Source organism: Streptomyces sp. CAU 1734 (assembly GCF_039888735.1).
In the GTDB taxonomy this organism is placed as follows: Bacteria; Actinomycetota; Actinomycetes; order Streptomycetales; family Streptomycetaceae; genus Streptomyces.
This window is the reverse complement of sequence record NZ_JBDQQP010000025.1, coordinates 1-16,762: the sequence shown is the minus strand read 5'-3', so window position 1 is coordinate 16,762 and position 16,762 is coordinate 1. Positions and strand designations below refer to the sequence as shown.

The window sequence follows — 16,762 nt, the reverse complement described above, 5'->3', positions numbered from 1 at the left end:
TCAACGTGATCGACAGCACGGGATATTCCCCCGGCGCGCCCGTGTTTCACCGCGCCGCGTTCTCCGCGTACCCCGGGCGCACACCGTGTTTCGGCGTCCCGTGCCCCAGCACACCCGGAAAGTCCCCGCACATCCCGGAAAGGGCTCAATGATGAGCGAGAGCAAGCTGGCCGGCCAGTTCTTCGATGCCGCGATCGGTCTGCTGCAACGCGTACGGGACGAGGAGGCCGCCAGTGTCACGGCGGCCGGCGAGACCATCGCCGACGCGGTCGCCTCCGGCGGCCGGCTCTTCGCCTTCGGCGCCGGGCACTCCTCCCTTCCCGCGCAGGATGTCGTCTACCGGGCCGGCGGGCTGGCACTGATGAATCTGCTGGCCGTACCCGGTGTGGTCGGTGTCGATGTCATGCCGGCCACCCTCGGCTCCGCGCTGGAGCGGGTGGACGGGCTCGCGGCGGCGGTGCTCGACACCAGCCCGCTGAAGAGCGGCGACGTCCTGGTGATCATCTCCCTGTCGGGGCGGAACGCGCTCCCGGTGGAGATGGCCATGAACGCCCGTGCCCTCGGCCTGAAGGTGATCGGGGTGACCTCCGTCGCGTATGCGCGGGAGACCAGCTCCCGGCATGTGTCCGGCACCTTCCTGAAAGACCACTGCGATGTCGTGCTCGACTCGCACATCGCGGTCGGGGACGCGGAGCTGACCCATGAGGGCATCGAGGCGCCCTTCGCCCCCGCGTCGACCGTGGTCACCAGCGCGCTGATGCAGGCGACCCTGGCGGCGGCGGCCGAGCGGCTGGTCGAGCGCGGGATCGAGCCGCCGATGCTGCGGTCGGGGAATGTGGACGGCGGCCACGAGTGGAACGGCCGCGTGATGACGGAGTACGGCGACCGCATCTTCTACCGGCGGTAGGCAGCGGGCGGCTTCCACGGGAACGGGAAGCGGGAGAACGGGAGCGGGGTGTGCGGCGGGCGGCGGGATCGCCCGCCGCACACCCCGCTCCCGTTCCCGTACGCGCCGGAGTCGGCACGGTCAGCCCGGCTCCGGAATGGTGCTTCGTTCGGGTGATCCGATGAGCGGATCCGTCTCCCCGGCGGACGCCGGGCCGTAGGACATACGGTCATGGGACTCGGGGACCGGCACCAGAAGAAGGACATCGAGGCAGCGCTTCGCAAAGCGGAGAAAAGTGGACTAAGGGTGAAACACGACCACAACGGTCATCGTTGGGGCTATGTCATCTGCTGTCCGTGCAACGACAGCATCAAGGTGCGGTGCACTCCACAGAACGCGGGAACAGAGGCGAAAAAAATCAATGAGTTCACCAGAACACACCGAAGCTGTACCTAGGTGGCATTTCATCCTGCACACCCAGGATCCGCTGACCCCGGAACAGAACGACACGCTCGACCATCTCGACAGCTTCAACGACGGGCGCATCGGCCTGGAGGAACGCCCCGGCGTCTACTCCAAGTTCACCTGCTACTTCGACGGTGACACCCTCACCGACGCCATCGCCGAGGCCCTTGCCCTCTTCGAGGACTTCCCCGGCGTTCTCATCCGCAGCGTCGAACTGGACGAACACTCTCTCGACCACAACAAGATGACCACACCGGCCGTCGTCCCCCTCTCCGCGCAGCGCCCGCCCAGCAGCAGAAACCGCCGCCCCGCCGACGAGACGAGGGACACCTCCCACTCGCCCGACTACTGGGCCGGCCGAAGCCACCCGTAGCGCTGTGAGAGCCCCCGCCTCCGCGATGCGCGGAGACGGGGGCTCATCGGGCTTCGCGGGGCTATATGCCCGCTCCCCTGGCCATGGTGACCAGTCCCGCGAACGCACGGGGGCTCACCATCAGGACCGGGCCATCAGTCCGCTTGCTGTCCCGGACGGGGACGACGCCGCGCGCCGACGCGTACGCGGGGGCCCACTCGACGCACTGGCCCCCGTCGGGTCCGCTGTAACTCGACCTGATCCATGTCGCGATCACTGCATCGTTGCTCATCGGTGTACTCCTTGGCGATTCTCTTGATCAGCGCAACTGAGTCTCCGGGCGACAGGGCATCCGCCCGCAGACGATCGTACTTATCGGAGGCGTTGGCGACCGTCTGCGGCCGGTCGTACGGGCGCCCGCCCTGCGGCCCCTCCGAGTGAAGAAGGGTCGGGGCGCCGTCGAATCCCAGCAAGGTGAAGGGCAGATGGTGGGCCGACGGGCCCGCCGCGAAAGGCAGCACCTGAATCGTGACGCAGGGGGCCTCCGCCTCCCGTGCGAGGTAGCTCAACTGCCGCGCCATGACCCCTGGGCCGCCCGCGACCATCCGCAGGCAGGCTTCGTGGAAGACGACCCACAGCAGCGGAGGTGCCGGTCGCTCCATGATCTCGTGACGCTGCACGCGGGCCGCGACCCTGCTCTCGATCACATCTTCCGCCTCGCGGGGAATCCCCGCCCTGAACACCGCGCGAGCGTATTCATCCGTCTGCAACATGCCCATGATGAACGTGGTCGAGAAGTCGTAAATCCGTGACGCCTCGCGCTCAAGCTGAATGTACGGCAGAAACCAGTTCGGATGGTCACCCTCCAAAACTCGGCGCAGTTGCCGGGTGAAGAGGTCGCCCGTGCCGAGTGCATGGTCGGCACCGGTCGCGAACTTCTTGCTGGAGGGGATCAACCCCTTTTCCACTTTGCTGACATAGCCCTCCGAGTAGCCCGTCGCACGCCCCAGCCCCTTCATGGTCATCTTACGGGCCAGGCGGACCTGCCTGACGTCCATCCCGAAGGACTGCATCGGATTCAAGTTTTCCGCTGATACAGCGTCACTCATGCCCTTGACCTCGTGCTTTCACTCTTGAACCAACGAACAATTTGCCCCATGCACTCGAATTAATTCCCGCAAGCACACCAACCCCAGGGCCAGTTGTGTTGACCTGATCACAGAACACCACACCCCGATCGCCGAAAGGCGGTAATCAGCCAATGGGCACGAGAAGGGTCTTCCGGTTCACGCAATGGACGCTGACCCGGGACAGAAGTGCGGAACTGGAGTACTCGATGCACTGCGTATCCGGTGAGGAATTCGATTGCGAAGCTCGGCCCCAGGGACGGGACATGGCTCCCGACGCCTTCGGAGCTTGGGCCGAAAATCACTTCCGGGAGACCGGTCATCGCCGATTCCGGCGTACGTTCGCCGACTACGCACAATTCGAACCGCCAGCGGACATCGATCCGGGTGAGGTTGAAGGCGTGATGCCGTGAGGGCGGCTCGCGAGCACGCGGAATCCATATTCGTCTCCCTCGCCTGGGTGTTCAGCGTCTGCGCCTTCACCTCCGGTGTCGTCGCCAGGCTCTGATTCCGTACGCCTCGCCTCGCCCCGCGCACACCGGCCACCGGCCACCGGCCACCGGCCACGGGCGGCATACCCATCCGCCCACGCCACGCCGGGATCCCCATGTGTGTCCCCGGACCCTCCGCCCCGCCGCCACGGGTCCGGCTCCATCCCCTGTCCCGAACCCTCGAAGGACCCGCTCATGCCCAGCACGGAAACCCACCCCCGCACCAACACCGTTCACCACCCCGGCCGGCTCGCCGCAGGGCCGCCGGGTGTCGTCACCGCCTTTGATGTCAGCCTTCGGCGCACCGGCGAACCGGGGGCGCCGCTGACCGAGCAGGACCGGGCCTGGCCCGGGCTGATGCGACGGATCGGGCGGGCGCATCTGCGGATGTGGAAGCTGGACGCCCTGCTGGAGAGTGCGGAGTTGGTCCTCTCCGAACTGGTGACGAACGGGTACACGCACGGGCGCGGCCGGTCGGTCGGGGTGCGGCTGTGGCGAACCGGTACGCATGTGGGGATCGAGGTGAACGGGGGCGGCGGCCCGTCGGAGCCCCGGGTGCGGCGGGCCGGGCCCGATGAGGAGAGCGGGCGTGGGCTGCTGCTGGTCTCCGCGCTCGCGGACGCGTGGGGCGTGACGGACGACGGGGCCCGGACCTGGTGCCTGCTCAGTGCGGAACCCCGGCGGCCGTGACCGGGGCGCGGGCGGGCCGGCGACGGGGCGGCCGGTGGCCGGTGGTCAGCCGGGGAGGTGCTTGCCGCGCTTCAGTTCGCCCGCAAGATCCACCGACGCGGCGATCAGGGCCGACACACTCTCCGCGTACACCGCGTCCGGGCGTTCGAAGGCGGTGCGGGAGGGCCCGCGCAGAAAGGTCGCCACGCCCAGGATCCGGCCCCGGCTCCGGAGCACCGTGCACAGGGAGTGGACGACTCCGGCGGGCCACTGGCGGTCGCCGGCCCATTCCTCGCCCGCCGAGGCCGGCGCGCTCGCCCGGACCGACCCGGTCCGGTCGACGGCCCGGAGCGCGGGGTGGCCCGGCGGATACCGGGCCGGGATGCTGCCGCCGGTCACCGGGGCCGAGGAACCGCCGGCGGGGGCCGCGGCCGTACGGATCAGCCGGCCGCCGCCGCCCGGCTCCATCAGGTCGATCAGCGCGTGGTCGGCGAAGCCCGCCAGCGCGAAGTCCAGATGGATCCCGGCGGCCTCCATCGGGTCCTCGGCCTCCGCCGCCGCCCGGCCGGCCCGGTGGAGCTGGCCGGAGCGGAACCGCAGCCGGTCCGTCTCCAGCTCGGCCAGCTTGTCCTCGGTGACATCGTGGAACAGCCAGCCGACGCCGAGCGGTACGGGCTCCTCCGCCAGCGGTGAGGAGAGCCGGACGAAGCCGTTGCGCCAGCAGCGGCGGCGGGGCGGCTCGTCGGCCGGGCCGGCCAGGGTCACCCAGATCTCATTGATGCCGCGCGGGGCGCCCTCGGCCAGCACATGGTGGAGGGCGCCCTCCAGCTGGTCGACTCCCTGGGCGAGATGTTCGCCCAGCGGGCGGCCGAGCAGTGAGGCCCGGTCGGTGCCGAGAGCGCGGAGCGCGTGGATGTTGACGACGGCCGGGCGGAGATCGACGTCGACCAGGACGACACCCCAGGAGGCGTTGTCGAACAGCGCCTCGCTGAGCGCGATGGACCGCTCCAGGTCGATCTGCGCATGGACCTCGCCGAAGGCGCAGTAGACCCCGGCGGGGGCGCCCTCGGCGTCCAGGACGCGGGCGGACTGGACCCGGACGAGCACCCGGCTCCCGTCCTTGCGGAGCAGCGCGAACTCGTGGACCGTGCGCCCCGGGGCCTCCATGGCGGCCATAAGCCGGGCCTCCACCTCCCCGGCGTCGGCGGCCCTGACCGCCCAGCCGGCGAACCCGCGCCGCCCCACGGCCTCCTCCGGCGACCAGCCGAGGATCCGGGCCGCCTCGCGGTTCCAGTGGGTGATGGTGCCGTCGGCGCCGAAGGCGCAGAGCGCGGCGTCCATGCCGTCGAGCAGCGCGGCGAGCAACTCGGCCCCGGCGGCCGGCCGCGCGCCGATCGCCCCGGCGGCCTCGTCCACCGCCGCGCCGGCCGCCGCGGGCTCCGGCTCGTCGGGGACCGGCGCATTGGCGGTCCCACTCTTCGAAGCACTCATCCCGGCCCCCTGCGAGAACGTGACCGCGTGAGTTGGTGCACGTCAGGACCCATTGAACGCGAACGTGACCCACGACACACCGGGTTTCGGCACATCATTGGCCGCCGGAGACCGGGAGAACGGCTCATTTAATTCGGTTGAAGCGTTCGGAGCGCGGTTCCTAAGGTGTGGGCACACGACGAAAGGAGGTGATCCGGAAGTGTGTTCTTCTCGGATGCGTGAGGTGGCTGCGGGCTGAGGCCCGCCGTCGCGCGTAGTGCCGTCGGCAGGTCTCCTGCCGTACTTTCCAGCAGTCACCGACCCGCGGGCTCGCCGGTTCATCCGGCCGGCTCCTCCGCAAGGAGGGACCCGAGCCCGCGGGTTTCCGCGTTCCCGGGGCATCCGGGGAATCCGGGGAATCCGGAGCGGGGCTCCCGGGACTCGCGGAGGACCCCCGGGGCACCCGGAAGATCCCGGGCCCGCACAGAGCCCCCGGGAGTTTCGCCGCCCCCTTGAGCGGGCCGCCCCTGGCGCCACATGACACCACTCATGACACCACCCGGCATCCGTGCGACATCACATGACACCGGATGGCGCCATGTGGCGTCACGAGATGCCACCACCCAGCCCCGACAGGCCCGGCGACACCCATGACACCACGGCTCCACCAACAAATATGTCGCCATTCCCGCAGGTCAGAGCCTTGACGACACAGAATGACCCCTGCGTGACACCACTCGGGCTTGCGCATGGCGTCACTGTGGTGCCAAACTACAGCCATGGACCTCACGCCGTATGTCGACAACCTCCGCCGCGAACTCGCGGTGGCCGCCGAAGCCGGCGGGAACGACGCCCGCGAGCTGGCCGAGCGGCTCACCGCTCCTCTGGAGTCGGCGACCCGGCTGACGATGCTCAATGTGCTCTCCGCCGCGATGGACGAGATCACCCGCGAGCTCGCACCCGGCTCGGTCGATGTACGGCTGCGCGGCCTGGACCCCGATTTCGTGGTGACCCTGCCGCCCGCCGGCACCGGCCCCGCGGAGCCGGCCGCACCCGCCGGGCGGGCCGCGCCCACCGGAGCCGCCGGCCCCGCCGACGGTGACGAGGGCGGCGCGGTCCGCGTCAGCCTCCGGCTGCCGGCCCATCTCAAGGCGCGCGCCGAGGAGGCCGCGAGCCGCGAGGGCCTGTCGGCCAACGCCTGGCTGGTGCGGGCCGTGTCAGCCGCGGTCGACGGCGGCTCCCGGCCGCGTACGCCGGAGAAGACCCGGACCATCGGACAGAACTTCACGGGCTGGGTGCGCTGACCGCACCCGCCCGCCCGCACCACCTCACCCACACCACGTCCCACCAGCGGGGACGGCCCAAGGACTCAAGAGGACGGGACGACCATGCCTTCTTTCGACACCCCCGAAGCGATCTCCGCCACCGCCCATGTGGAGGCCGGCTCCATCCGGTTCACCGCGGGCGACCGGCTCGACACCGTCGTCGAGGCGCTGCCCCGCGACCCGAAGAAGGACCTGGACGTACGGGCGGCCGACCAGACCGAGGTGAGCTTCGCGAACGGGGTGCTGACCATCAGGACGCCCAAGCAGCGCTATCTGATCGGCCGCACCGGCACCGTCGATGTGACGGTGCAGCTCCCCACCGGCTCCCGCGTCGAGGTGACCGGCGCCTGGGCCCAGGTCCTCGGCGAGGGCAGGCTCGGCGAGGTGCGGGTGAAGACCTCGGCGGGTGACGTCCGCCTGGACACCACCGGCCCGCTGTGGCTGACCGCGTCGCACGGCTCGATCACCGTGGACCGGGTCGAGGGTTCGTCGGAGATCACCACCAGCTCCGGCAGTCTGCGCCTCGGCCTCCTGGACGGCCCCGCCGTCCTGAAGAACTCGCACGGCACCACGACCGTCGGCGCCGTGACCGGCGATCTGCGGGTGCGCGGCGCCAACGGCGACATCGAGATCCGGCGCGCCGAGGCATCCGTCACCGCCACCACCGCCCACGGCACCGTGCGCGTCGGCGAGGTGGCGCGCGGCACCGTACAGCTGGAGACCTCCCACGGCGCCATCGAGGTCGGCGTCCGCGAGGGCACGGCGGCCTGGCTCGACGCCGGCTCGGCCTCCGGCCAGGTGCGCAACTCGCTCACCGCGTCCGACACCCCGTCGAAGACCGAGGACACGGTCGAGGTCCGCGCCCGCACCCGGTACGGCAACATCGACATCATCCGCGCCAGGGTCTGAGTCCCGCCCCTCCCGTCCGGCGCCATTCCCCGCTCACCCCATCCTCCGAATGGAGGGCTCCATGCCTTCTTCTGTCATGCCCATGCCCGAGCAGTCCGGCGGTCACACGCCGCCGGCCGCCGTCTCCGCGGCCGGTCTGCGCAAGTCGTACGGCGACAAGACCGTCCTCGACGGCATCGATCTGCACATCCCGGCCGGCTCCGTCTTCGCGCTGCTCGGCCCCAACGGCGCCGGCAAGACCACCGCCGTGAAGATCCTCTCCACCCTCATCCGCGCCGACGGCGGACAGGCCCGGGTCGCCGGCCACGATGTCGCCGCCGCGCCGGACGGGGTGCGCGCCGCGATCGGGGTCACCGGACAGTTCTCCGCCGTGGACGGACTGATCACCGGCGAGGAGAACATGCTCCTCATGGCGGATCTGCACCATCTCTCCCGCGACGAGGGCCGCCGCGTCGCAGCGGAACTCCTGGAGCGCTTCGACCTCACCGAGGCGGCGAAGAAGCCCGCCTCCACCTACTCCGGCGGCATGAAGCGCCGGCTCGACATCGCCATGACGCTGGTCGGCAATCCGCGGATCATCTTCCTCGACGAGCCGACCACCGGCCTGGACCCGCGCAGCCGCCACAACATGTGGCGGATCATCCGCGGCTTGGTCGCCGACGGGGTCACCGTCTTCCTGACCACGCAGTATCTGGAGGAGGCTGACCAGCTCGCCGACCGCATCGCCGTGCTCAACGACGGCAAGATCGCGGCCGAGGGCTCCGCGGAGGAGCTGAAACGGCTGGTCCCCGGAGGCCATGTCCGGCTCCGTTTCACCGACCCGTCCGCGTATCAGAGCGCCGCCCACGCGCTGGACGAGGTCACCCGGGACGACGAGGCGCTCGCGCTCCAGCTCCCCAGCGACGGCAGCCAGCGCGAACTGCGCTCCATCCTCGACTGGCTGGACGCCGCCGGCATCGAGGCCGACGAGCTGACCGTGCACACCCCCGACCTCGACGATGTGTTCTTCGCCCTGACCAGCGGCAGCGGCCGCTCCGACCAGAAAGGTGCGGCCCTCCGATGAGCGCCCTCTCCCTCGCCGTCCGCGACTCGTCCACGATGCTGCGCCGCAACCTCCTGCACGCGCGCCGCTATCCCTCCATGACCCTCAATCTGCTGCTCACTCCGATCGTGCTGCTGCTGCTCTTCGTCTATGTCTTCGGTGACGTGATGAGCGCGGGCATGGGCGGCGGCGGGCGCTCCGCCTACATCGCCTACATCGTGCCGGGCATCCTGCTGATGACCATCGGCGGAACCGTGGTCGGCACGGCGGTCTCCGTCTCCAACGACATGACCGAGGGCATCATCGCCCGCTTCCGCACCATGGCGATCCACCGCGGCTCCGTCCTGATCGGACATGTGATCGGCAGTGTGCTCCAGTCGGTCGCCAGCGTCGTCCTCGTCGGCGCCGTCGCCGCGGCCATCGGCTTCCGGTCCTCCAACGCCACCGCCCTGGAGTGGCTGGCCGCCTTCGGCCTGCTGGCCCTGGTCGCCCTGGCGCTCACCTGGATCTCGGTCGGCATGGGCATGGTCAGCCCGAACGCCGAGGCGGCCAGCAACAACGCCCTCCCGCTGATCGTGCTGCCGCTCATCTCCAGCGCCTTCGTGCCGATCGACGCGATGCCGGGCTGGTTCCAGCCGATCGCCGAGTACCAGCCCTTCACCCCGGCCATCGAGACCCTGCGCGGACTGCTGCTCGGCACCGAGATCGGGCACAACGGATGGCTCGCGGTCGCCTGGTGCCTGGCCCTGACCGTGCTCGGCTACCGCTGGTCCAAGGCGGTCTTCAACCGCGACCCGAAGTAGCCGCCGACACGGCTCCCCACCGCCCCGGGCGGCGTACTCCGGCACCACGCCGGAGCACGCCGCCCCGGCCGCGTTCCGGGACGGGCCGCGTTCCGGGACGGGCCGCGTTCCGGGACGGGCCGCGGGTCAGGGGGCCAGCCGCTCCAGCCGCCAGGGAAGGGCGGCGGAATCCGGGTCGCGGACGTACCGCAGCCGGTCGTGCAGCCGGTTCTCGTGCCCCTGCCAGAATTCGACCGTCTCCGGGGTCACCCGGAAACCGCCCCACTCCGGCGGCGCCGGCACCCGCTCCCCCTCCGGGTAGCGCCCGGCGAGCTCCTCGTACCGGCGCAGCAGCTCCTCGCGCGTGCCGATCACCGAGGACTGCGCACTCGCCCAGGCCCCCAGCTGGGAGCCGTGCGGGCGGCTGCGGAAGTACGTCTCCGTCTCCTCGCGGGGGATGCGGGCGGCGGTGCCGGTGACGATGGTCTGACGGGCGATCGGGTGCCAGGGGAAGAGCAGCGAGACATGCGCGTTCGCGGTGATCTCGCGGCCCTTGCGGGAGGCGTAGTTGGTGAAGAAGACGAAGCCGCCGGCGTCGTACCGCTTCAGCAGCACGGTCCGGGTGGAGGGACGGCCGTCCGGCGTGGCCGTGGCGACCACCATGGCGTTCGGCTCGTGCACCCCGGCCGCGGCGGCCTCGCGGAACCAGCGGTCGAACTGCTCCATGGGGGTCGCGGCCAGCTCCGGCTCCAGGAGCGGCGTGGAGCGGTACTGCTCCCGCATGACGGCGGGGTCCCGGGCGGGCTGCGCGGCGGGCTTCGGAGTGGCGGCGTCGGTCACGGCCCCATCCTGCCCCAGCGGGCCCGGCCGGCCGGCACCGAGTCCGGGCGGGGGCTGGCGGTCATACCGCGGTAAGCACCTCCCGAAGGGGGTGAACGGGCCCGCCGCACCGGCTCCTCCGCGCCCCCTTCGAAGGTCTCCGCCAGGCGCTCCAGCGGTGTCACAGCTCCTTCTCCCGGTCCCGCAGCTCCCGCCGCAGGATCTTCCCCGACGCGGCGCGCGGCACCCCGCCGATGAAGGACACCCGGCGGATCTTCTTGTACGGGGCGACCCTCCCGGCGACGAAGGCCATCACCTCGTCCTCCGTCAGCCGGGTCGCCCCCGGCCGGCGTACGACATACGCCTTGGGGATCTCCGCGCCGTCCTCGTCCGGCACCCCGATCACCGCCGCGTCCGCGATCGACTCATGGGTGAGCAGCAGCGCCTCCAGTTCGGCCGGGGCGACCTGGAAGCCCTTGTACTTGATGAGCTCCTTCACCCGGTCCACCACATGGAGCCAGCCGTCCGCGTCGACCCGCCCCACATCGCCGGTGCGGAGCCAGCCGTCCGCGTCGATCATCTCGGCGGTGGCGTCCGGGCGGCCGAGATAGCCCTTCATCACCTGCGGGCCCCGGATCGCGATCTCGCCCTCCTCACCCGGCGCGGCCTCGCTGCCCGGATCGGTGAGGGAGAGCAGCCGCAGTTCGGTGGACGGGATCAGCCTGCCGACCGTCCCGGGCGGCGCCGAGGCGGCCTCGGCGGTGGGCACCACATGGGTCGCGGGCGAGAGCTCCGTCATCCCGTACGCCTGGCCGATCGGCGGCAGTCCGAGCCGGGCCCCGCAGGCGGCGGCGAGGGCGGCGTCCAGCGGCGCGGCCGAGCTGATCACATGGGTCAGCGAGGAGAGGTCGTACCGCGCCACCAGGGGGTGTTTGGCGAGGGCGAGCACGATCGGCGGGGCGATGTAGAGATGGGTGATGCGGTGTCTCTCGATCGCGCCCAGAAAGGTGTCGAGCTCGAAGCGGGGCAGGACGACCACGGTCGCGCCCTGCCGCAGCGGGGCGTTCAGCAGGGCGGTGAGCCCGTAGATGTGGAAGAAGGGCAGGACGGCGAGGAGCAGGTCCCCGGGGCCCGTCGGCAGCGGCGGGGCGAGCTGGGCGAGATTGGTGGCGATGGAGCGGTGGGTGAGCATCACCCCCTTGGGGACGCCGGTGGTGCCGGAGGAGTACGGCAGGACCGCGATGTCCTCGGCCGGGTCGATGCCGACCAGCGGTTCGGGTGCGGTGGAGGCGTACATGTCCAGGACGCTGCGGTGCCCCGGCGCCCGGTCGCAGACGAAGATCTCCGCGACCCCGGGGGCGAGTTCGGCGGCCCGGCGGGCATTCTCCAGCAGGGGCGCGGCGGTGACGATCCAGCGGGCGGACGAGTCCCGGAGCTGGGCCGCGAACTCCTCCGCCGTCGCCATCGGATGGACCGTGGTCACGGTGGCCCCGGCCCGGGTGGCGCCGAGGAAGACGCTCGGGTAGGCGATGGTGTTGGGGCTGTGCAGGGCCAGTACGTCGCCCTTGCGCACCCCGGCGTCGGCGAGGGCGGCGGCGACCCGGCGGTGCAGCCGGTCGAGCCGGGCATAGCTGATCGAGGTGCCGCTCACCCCGTCGATCAGCGCGGTGGTCTCGCCGTACCGGGCCGCGTGGCCGAGCACCGCCTCGTGGATGGGCTGGTCCACGGGGAGGACATCGGCGAACCGGCTGCGGAGCACGGACCCGCCCCCGGGCTCCGGCGCGGTGCGGAACGGCTGCTCGTGCTCTGCCATGGGATCCCCCTGGGTGGACTGGGTGGACACGGTCGCGCTCGGTGGACAGCCAGGATCCCGGCTGTCCCCACGGCTTGGGGAGACCCGGACACCGATGGGGGACGTCATTCGGGGTCTTTCCCGGCCGGCCGGCGCGACTCCGCCAACTCGGGAGGCGGTGATCGGCCGGCCGGGGCCGTACTCCCGGGCCTGGCCGCTGCCGCCGAGGGTCCGCACGGCCCGGTCGGACGGCGCGTACGCATGCCCGCCCGCCGCGTACCCGGCCGGTGCGCCGGCGGGCGAGAAGCTCCGCCGCCGGCGGGGGCAGAGTGCTCGGACGGGGTGCGCTCGGACACGGGGCGCTCTCGGGACACGGCGAGGTGTGCCCGGGGACACGGCGGCCCGCCCCGAAGCGGGCGGGCGAGCCCGCTCAATCCGCCGTCGCCCGCGGCGGCTTGTGCGCCCTCCGGCGGGTCTGGGTCCGCACCGCCCCGGCACTGGCCGCGATGACCAGGGTGATGGCCAGCGCCTCGGAGGTCGCCAGGGCCTGATCGAGGATGAGGAAACCGGCCGCGGCGGCCACCGCGGGCTCCAGGCTCATCAGCACCGCGAAGGTGGACGAGGGCAGCCGCCGCAGGGCCAGCAGCTCCAGCGTGTACGGCAGGACCGAGGACATCAGCGCCACCGCCAGCCCGAGCCCGAGGATCTCCGGCTGGAACAGCTTGGACCCGGACTCGGCCAGACCCAGCGGCAGCGAGATCAGCGCGGCCACCGCCATCGCCAGCGCCAGCCCGTCGGCCTGCGGGAAGCGGCGCCCCGTGCGGGCGCTGAAAACGATGTAGGCGGCCCACATGCCGCCCGCCGCGATGGCGAAGAGAGCGCCGACCGGATCGAGCCGGTCGAAGCCGCCGCCGCTGAGCAGCACCACTCCGCCGAGCGCGAGCCCCGCCCACACGAGATTGATCAGCCGCCGCGAGACGATCACGGAGAGCGCGAGCGGGCCGAGCACTTCGAGCGTGACCGCGGCACCGAGCGGAATCCGGTCCACCGCCTGATAGAAGAGGATGTTCATGCCGCCCATCGCCGCGCCGAAGGCGACAACGGTGCCCCAGTCCGCACGCGAGTGTCCGCGCAGCGCCGGACGGCAGACGATGAGCAGCACCAGCGCGGCCAGCACCAGGCGCAGGGTGACCACACCGAAGGCACCGGCACGCGGCATGAGCAGTACGGCGACGGCCGCGCCGAACTGCACGGAGAGCGCGCCGGCGACCACCAGCCCGACCGGGCCGAGATTGCCGCGCGCGCCCTTCGCCCCCCCGGCGCCGCCGGAAGCGGTGTCGAGCGCGGCGGCGGCCTCGGGCTCCACCGCGCCCACCACGGAAGTGCGCGCCTCGTCCACCGATTCCTCCAGTTGTCCGGCCGTGCTCGTGCCCCGCTGGGCGGATGGCCCGGCCGCTCCACGCTAAGGCCCGCGGCGAGGCGTGTGAAATACGAACTGGGCTGCGGTTATGCTCCGGACGCATGAGCATCGAGCTGCGCCATCTCCGCTGCTTCCTCGCCATCGCCGAGGAGTCCAGCGTGACGCGGGCGGCGCACCGGCTCCATCTGACCCAGCCGGCGGTGTCACGGGCGCTGGCGGCCCTGGAGAAAGACCTGGGCACCCGGCTGGTGGACCGCTCCACCCACCATCTGGAGCTGACCGCCGAGGGCCGGGTCTTCCGCGACAAGGCCGCCGCCGCGGTGGCCGCGTTCGACGAGGCGATGGACCCGGCGAGGCTCCGCCGCTGGCCGCTGCGGCTGGGGCACGCCTGGTCCGCCCTCGGCCCGTACACCACCCCGCTGCTGCGCCGCTGGGAGCGGGAGCATCCGGAGACCCCGCTGGAACTGCTGCGGATCGACGACCGCACGGCGGGCCTGGCCCGCGGCGAGGTGGACGCCGCGGTACTGCGCGGCCGGGTCGAGACCCCCGGACTGGTGGTGGAGCTGCTCTTCATGGAACCCCGGGTCGCGGCCGTCACCTCCGACGGCCCGCTGGCCGCGCTGGACCGGCTGACCCTCGCCGACCTGGCCGGCGGACCGGTCCTGGTGAACGAGGTCTCGGGCGTCACCGGCCTGGATCTCTGGCCGGCCGGCGCACGTCCGCCGTCGTCCGTGACGGTGACCAACACCGACGACTGGCTGACCGCGATCGCGGCCGGCCGGGGCGCGGGCGTCTCCGTCGCCTCCACCGCCGAAATGCACCCCCACCCGGGGGTGACCTACCGCCCGCTCCCCGACGCCCCGCCGGTCCCGGTCCTGCTGGCCCACCGCGCCACGGCAACCCACCCGGCGCTGCCGGGCCTGATCGCCCTGGCCCGGGAGCTCACCCGGCGGCCGTGAGACCGGGCGCGCGAAGCTCCCCGTCACCGGAGAAGAGCAGCTCCCGCAGGGTCAGCGCCGCGGGCAGCGGATCGGCGGGCAGTGCGATGTGCACGGTCCGGTGCGGTACGAGCCCGGCGATGCGCCGCAGTACGAGCTCCTCCGGCACCGACCGGGCGGCAAGCGCGGGCACCAGGGCGACCCCGAGACCGGCGGCGGCCCAGCCGAACTTCCCGCTCCACTCGGTGATCCGGACGATCCTCCGGGGCCGGAACCCCGCCCGTCCGCAGACCTCGTCGAGCAGAGTGGGGCGGCCGTCGGGCGAGCCCTGGAGCCAGACCTCCTCGCGCAGATCGGCCAGGTCGACCGTGCCCGGCGCCCCGCCCTCAGCCAGGGGATGGGTCCGCGCCAGCACCACCAGGATCTCGTCCTCCAAGAGCGGTGCCGCGGTGACCCCCTCGGCGGACGGCAGCCCCGACGGATAGTCACTGACCACGGCGAGATCCAGCGCCCCCTCGGCGAGCCGCCGCATCAGGGCGTCACTCCGCCCCTCGACGACATCGACCTCCACCTCCGGCCGCGCCCGCCGGAACTCCCGCAGAGCGGCCGGCACCAGCGAGACATGGGCCGTCGCGAACGCCCCCACCCGCAGGGCCCCGCCCCGGCCCGCGTGAATCGCCGCCAGCTCCCGCTCGGCCCGTGCCAGCCGCTCCAGTACATCCACGGCGTGGCGGTACAGCGCCCGGCCGGCCGGACTCAGCCGCACACCCCGGGGCAGCCGCTCGAACAACGGCCCGCCCGCGCGCTGTTCGAGCGAGGCGATCCGGCGGGACACCGCCGACTGGGTGTAACTGAGCCGAGCCGCCGCCCCGGTGAACGACCCGGTGTCGGCGACGGTCACCAGCAGACGCAGCGCGTCGGTCTCGAACACATTCCTCCCCCGCATGGCTTCGATGCAATCCAGTCGCTGGTGGAATGCCCGGTCCGGTCCTACCGTCGCACACACGGCCGCGCTTCAGCGACATCACCGGGACCACCATCGAGGAGCAACCATGCCTTTTTCCCCGCCCGTTGACACAGGACCGATCAGTCTTCCCCCGATGCTCGACGACCTCGAACAGCTCGTGCGCTGCGAGTCCTTCTCCGCCGACCACCCCGCCCTGGCCCGCAGCGCCCGGCTCGTCGCGGCGATCGGCACCCGGCTGCTGGGCGCCGCCCCCGAGACGATCACCATCGACGGCGTACCCCATCTGCGGTGGGTCTTCGGCACCCCGTCGGTCCTGCTGGTGGGACACCACGACACGGTGTGGCCGACGGGCTCACTGGAGACCCACCCCTGGTCGGTGCGGGACGGGATCGCCCGGGGCCCGGGAGTCCTCGACATGAAGGCGGGGCTGGTCCAGATGTTCCACGCGCTGGCCTCGCTGCCGTCCCGGGACGGGGTGTGCGTCCTGGTCAACGGGGACGAGGAGATCGGCTCCCCCACCTCCCGCGAACTGATCGAGGACGCCGCGCGCGGCTGTGCGGCGGCCTTCGTCCTGGAGGCGTCCGCGGACGCCTCGGGCACGCTCAAAACCGCCCGCAAGGGCACCTCCCGGTACGAGATCGTGGTCCACGGCAGGGCCGCGCACGCCGGCCTGGAACCGGAGAAGGGCGTCAACGCCGCGGTGGAGGCGGCGCACCAGGTCCTGGCCGTCGCGTCCCTCGCGAACCTCGCCGGCGGGCCCGACAGCCACTCGCCCCTGGGGCCCCTCACCATCACCCCCACCCTGCTCTCGGCCGGGAGCACCCTGAACACCGTGCCCGCCCGGGCCCGCGTCTCCGTCGACGTCCGGGCCCCGAGCCCGGCGGCCCAGGACCGCACGGACACCCTCATGCACGCCCTCACCCCCCGCGTCCCCGGAGCCCGGCTGGAGATCCTGGGCGGCCGGAGGCGTCCCCCCATGGAGCCGGAGTCCTCCGCCGTGCTCCTCTCCATCGCCCGTGCCGTCGCCCGCGAACTCGGCCAGGAACCGCCGCGGGGTGCGGCCGTGGGCGGTGCGTCCGACGGCAACTACACGGCGGGCGCGGGCTGCCCGACCCTCGACGGCCTGGGCGGAGTGGGCGCCGGCGCCCACGCGGACAGCGAATACGTGCGCGTGGACACGATGGTGGCCCGCGCGCGGCTGCTGGCGGGACTGATCGCGCGTGTGCGGCGCTGAGGGTGGGGTGGGGTGGGGTGCGGGTGCCTCTGGCGGGGTGGCTTGTCCGGGGCTCCGCCCTGGGCCCGGGGGGG

At 72.1% G+C, this 16,762-nt stretch carries 14 protein-coding genes and 2 pseudogenes; 9 read left to right on the top strand and 7 right to left on the bottom strand.

Annotated features, from left to right (window positions below; genetic code table 11):
- Window positions 1-151: 151 nt before the first annotated feature.
- Window positions 152-907 (top strand): SIS domain-containing protein, encoded by a 756-nt coding sequence (locus tag AAFN69_RS33195; protein ID WP_347732635.1) that lies wholly within the window; start codon window positions 152-154, stop codon window positions 905-907.
- Between the two features lie 400 nt (window positions 908-1,307).
- A pseudogene (locus AAFN69_RS33190) lies at window positions 1,308-1,619 on the top strand (hypothetical protein); the annotation flags it as partial.
- 166 nt (window positions 1,620-1,785) lie between these two features.
- Here the strand turns inward: AAFN69_RS33190 and AAFN69_RS33185 are convergent.
- Both AAFN69_RS33185 and AAFN69_RS33180 read right to left on the bottom strand, forming a co-directional pair.
- A complete protein-coding gene (locus tag AAFN69_RS33185; RefSeq protein ID WP_347732634.1) occupies window positions 1,786-1,995 on the bottom strand; it encodes a DUF397 domain-containing protein in 210 nt (69 codons plus the stop codon).
- Window positions 1,996-2,026: 31 nt separating this feature from the next.
- Window positions 2,027-2,722, bottom strand: a pseudogene (locus AAFN69_RS33180) (DUF5753 domain-containing protein); the annotation flags it as partial.
- A gap of 794 nt (window positions 2,723-3,516) precedes the next feature.
- On the opposite strand from AAFN69_RS33180, the gene AAFN69_RS33175 reads away from it, so the two are divergent.
- The gene (locus AAFN69_RS33175) at window positions 3,517-4,011 is read left to right on the top strand and encodes an ATP-binding protein (protein WP_347732633.1); all 495 of its coding nucleotides are present in this window, start codon (window positions 3,517-3,519) and stop codon (window positions 4,009-4,011) included.
- Window positions 4,012-4,056: 45 nt separating this feature from the next.
- On the opposite strand, the gene AAFN69_RS33170 is transcribed toward AAFN69_RS33175, so the two are convergent.
- Entirely contained in the window at window positions 4,057-5,481 is a 1,425-nt protein-coding gene (locus AAFN69_RS33170) for a PAS domain-containing protein (protein ID WP_347732632.1), read from the bottom strand.
- A 758-nt stretch (window positions 5,482-6,239) separates the two neighbouring features.
- Between AAFN69_RS33170 and AAFN69_RS33165 the strand changes: the two genes are divergently transcribed.
- From AAFN69_RS33165 to AAFN69_RS33150, 4 genes are all read left to right on the top strand, one after another.
- Window positions 6,240-6,764 (top strand): hypothetical protein, encoded by a 525-nt coding sequence (locus AAFN69_RS33165; protein ID WP_347732631.1) that lies wholly within the window; start codon window positions 6,240-6,242, stop codon window positions 6,762-6,764.
- Between the two features lie 84 nt (window positions 6,765-6,848).
- Window positions 6,849-7,694: a DUF4097 family beta strand repeat-containing protein gene (locus tag AAFN69_RS33160; protein WP_347732630.1), complete on the top strand. Its 846-nt coding sequence runs from the start codon at window positions 6,849-6,851 to the stop codon at window positions 7,692-7,694.
- Window positions 7,695-7,755: 61 nt separating this feature from the next.
- The gene (locus AAFN69_RS33155; RefSeq protein ID WP_347732629.1) at window positions 7,756-8,757 is read left to right on the top strand and encodes an ATP-binding cassette domain-containing protein; all 1,002 of its coding nucleotides are present in this window, start codon (window positions 7,756-7,758) and stop codon (window positions 8,755-8,757) included.
- Window positions 8,754-9,539: an ABC transporter permease gene (locus tag AAFN69_RS33150; RefSeq protein WP_347732628.1), complete on the top strand. Its 786-nt coding sequence runs from the start codon at window positions 8,754-8,756 to the stop codon at window positions 9,537-9,539. Before AAFN69_RS33155 ends, AAFN69_RS33150 begins: the two co-directional genes overlap by 4 nt.
- Before the next feature lie 126 nt (window positions 9,540-9,665).
- On the opposite strand, the gene pdxH is transcribed toward AAFN69_RS33150, so the two are convergent.
- From pdxH to AAFN69_RS33135, 3 genes are all read right to left on the bottom strand, one after another.
- A complete protein-coding gene (gene pdxH / locus AAFN69_RS33145) occupies window positions 9,666-10,301 on the bottom strand; it encodes a pyridoxamine 5'-phosphate oxidase (protein ID WP_347732673.1) in 636 nt (211 codons plus the stop codon).
- Window positions 10,302-10,518: 217 nt separating this feature from the next.
- Window positions 10,519-12,096: a 4-coumarate--CoA ligase family protein gene (locus tag AAFN69_RS33140; protein WP_347732672.1), complete on the bottom strand. Its 1,578-nt coding sequence runs from the start codon at window positions 12,094-12,096 to the stop codon at window positions 10,519-10,521.
- A 463-nt stretch (window positions 12,097-12,559) separates the two neighbouring features.
- Window positions 12,560-13,528, bottom strand: coding sequence for an EamA family transporter (locus AAFN69_RS33135; protein WP_347732627.1), 969 nt, complete (start codon window positions 13,526-13,528; stop codon window positions 12,560-12,562).
- A 122-nt stretch (window positions 13,529-13,650) separates the two neighbouring features.
- Here AAFN69_RS33135 and AAFN69_RS33130 point away from each other — a divergent pair, with 122 nt between their 5' ends.
- Window positions 13,651-14,508 carry a LysR family transcriptional regulator gene (locus AAFN69_RS33130; RefSeq protein ID WP_347732626.1) on the top strand — a complete coding sequence of 286 codons (858 nt, stop codon included), beginning with the start codon at window positions 13,651-13,653 and terminating at the stop codon, window positions 14,506-14,508.
- Here the strand turns inward: AAFN69_RS33130 and AAFN69_RS33125 are convergent.
- Window positions 14,492-15,418 carry a LysR substrate-binding domain-containing protein gene (locus AAFN69_RS33125; RefSeq protein ID WP_347732625.1) on the bottom strand — a complete coding sequence of 309 codons (927 nt, stop codon included), beginning with the start codon at window positions 15,416-15,418 and terminating at the stop codon, window positions 14,492-14,494. The genes AAFN69_RS33130 and AAFN69_RS33125 overlap by 17 nt on opposite strands.
- 169 nt (window positions 15,419-15,587) lie before the next feature.
- Between AAFN69_RS33125 and AAFN69_RS33120 the strand changes: the two genes are divergently transcribed.
- On the top strand, window positions 15,588-16,688 hold the full coding sequence (locus tag AAFN69_RS33120) for a M20 family metallopeptidase (protein ID WP_347732624.1): 1,101 nt from the start codon (window positions 15,588-15,590) through the stop codon (window positions 16,686-16,688).
- The last annotated feature ends 74 nt before the right edge of the window (window positions 16,689-16,762 follow it).

What these genes read in the sequence shown, in the direction of transcription:
- AAFN69_RS33195 (WP_347732635.1), top strand. Translation starts at nt 152, where the DNA reads ATGAGCGAGAGCAAGCTGGCCGGCCAGTTCTTCGATGCCGCGATCGGT.
- AAFN69_RS33185 (WP_347732634.1), bottom strand. Translation starts at nt 1,995, where the DNA reads ATGAGCAACGATGCAGTGATCGCGACATGGATCAGGTCGAGTTACAGC.
- AAFN69_RS33175 (WP_347732633.1), top strand. Translation starts at nt 3,517, where the DNA reads ATGCCCAGCACGGAAACCCACCCCCGCACCAACACCGTTCACCACCCC.
- AAFN69_RS33170 (WP_347732632.1), bottom strand. Translation starts at nt 5,481, where the DNA reads ATGAGTGCTTCGAAGAGTGGGACCGCCAATGCGCCGGTCCCCGACGAG.
- AAFN69_RS33165 (WP_347732631.1), top strand. Translation starts at nt 6,240, where the DNA reads ATGGACCTCACGCCGTATGTCGACAACCTCCGCCGCGAACTCGCGGTG.
- AAFN69_RS33160 (WP_347732630.1), top strand. Translation starts at nt 6,849, where the DNA reads ATGCCTTCTTTCGACACCCCCGAAGCGATCTCCGCCACCGCCCATGTG.
- AAFN69_RS33155 (WP_347732629.1), top strand. Translation starts at nt 7,756, where the DNA reads ATGCCTTCTTCTGTCATGCCCATGCCCGAGCAGTCCGGCGGTCACACG.
- AAFN69_RS33150 (WP_347732628.1), top strand. Translation starts at nt 8,754, where the DNA reads ATGAGCGCCCTCTCCCTCGCCGTCCGCGACTCGTCCACGATGCTGCGC.
- pdxH (WP_347732673.1), bottom strand. Translation starts at nt 10,301, where the DNA reads ATGCGGGAGCAGTACCGCTCCACGCCGCTCCTGGAGCCGGAGCTGGCC.
- AAFN69_RS33130 (WP_347732626.1), top strand. Translation starts at nt 13,651, where the DNA reads ATGAGCATCGAGCTGCGCCATCTCCGCTGCTTCCTCGCCATCGCCGAG.
- AAFN69_RS33120 (WP_347732624.1), top strand. Translation starts at nt 15,588, where the DNA reads ATGCTCGACGACCTCGAACAGCTCGTGCGCTGCGAGTCCTTCTCCGCC.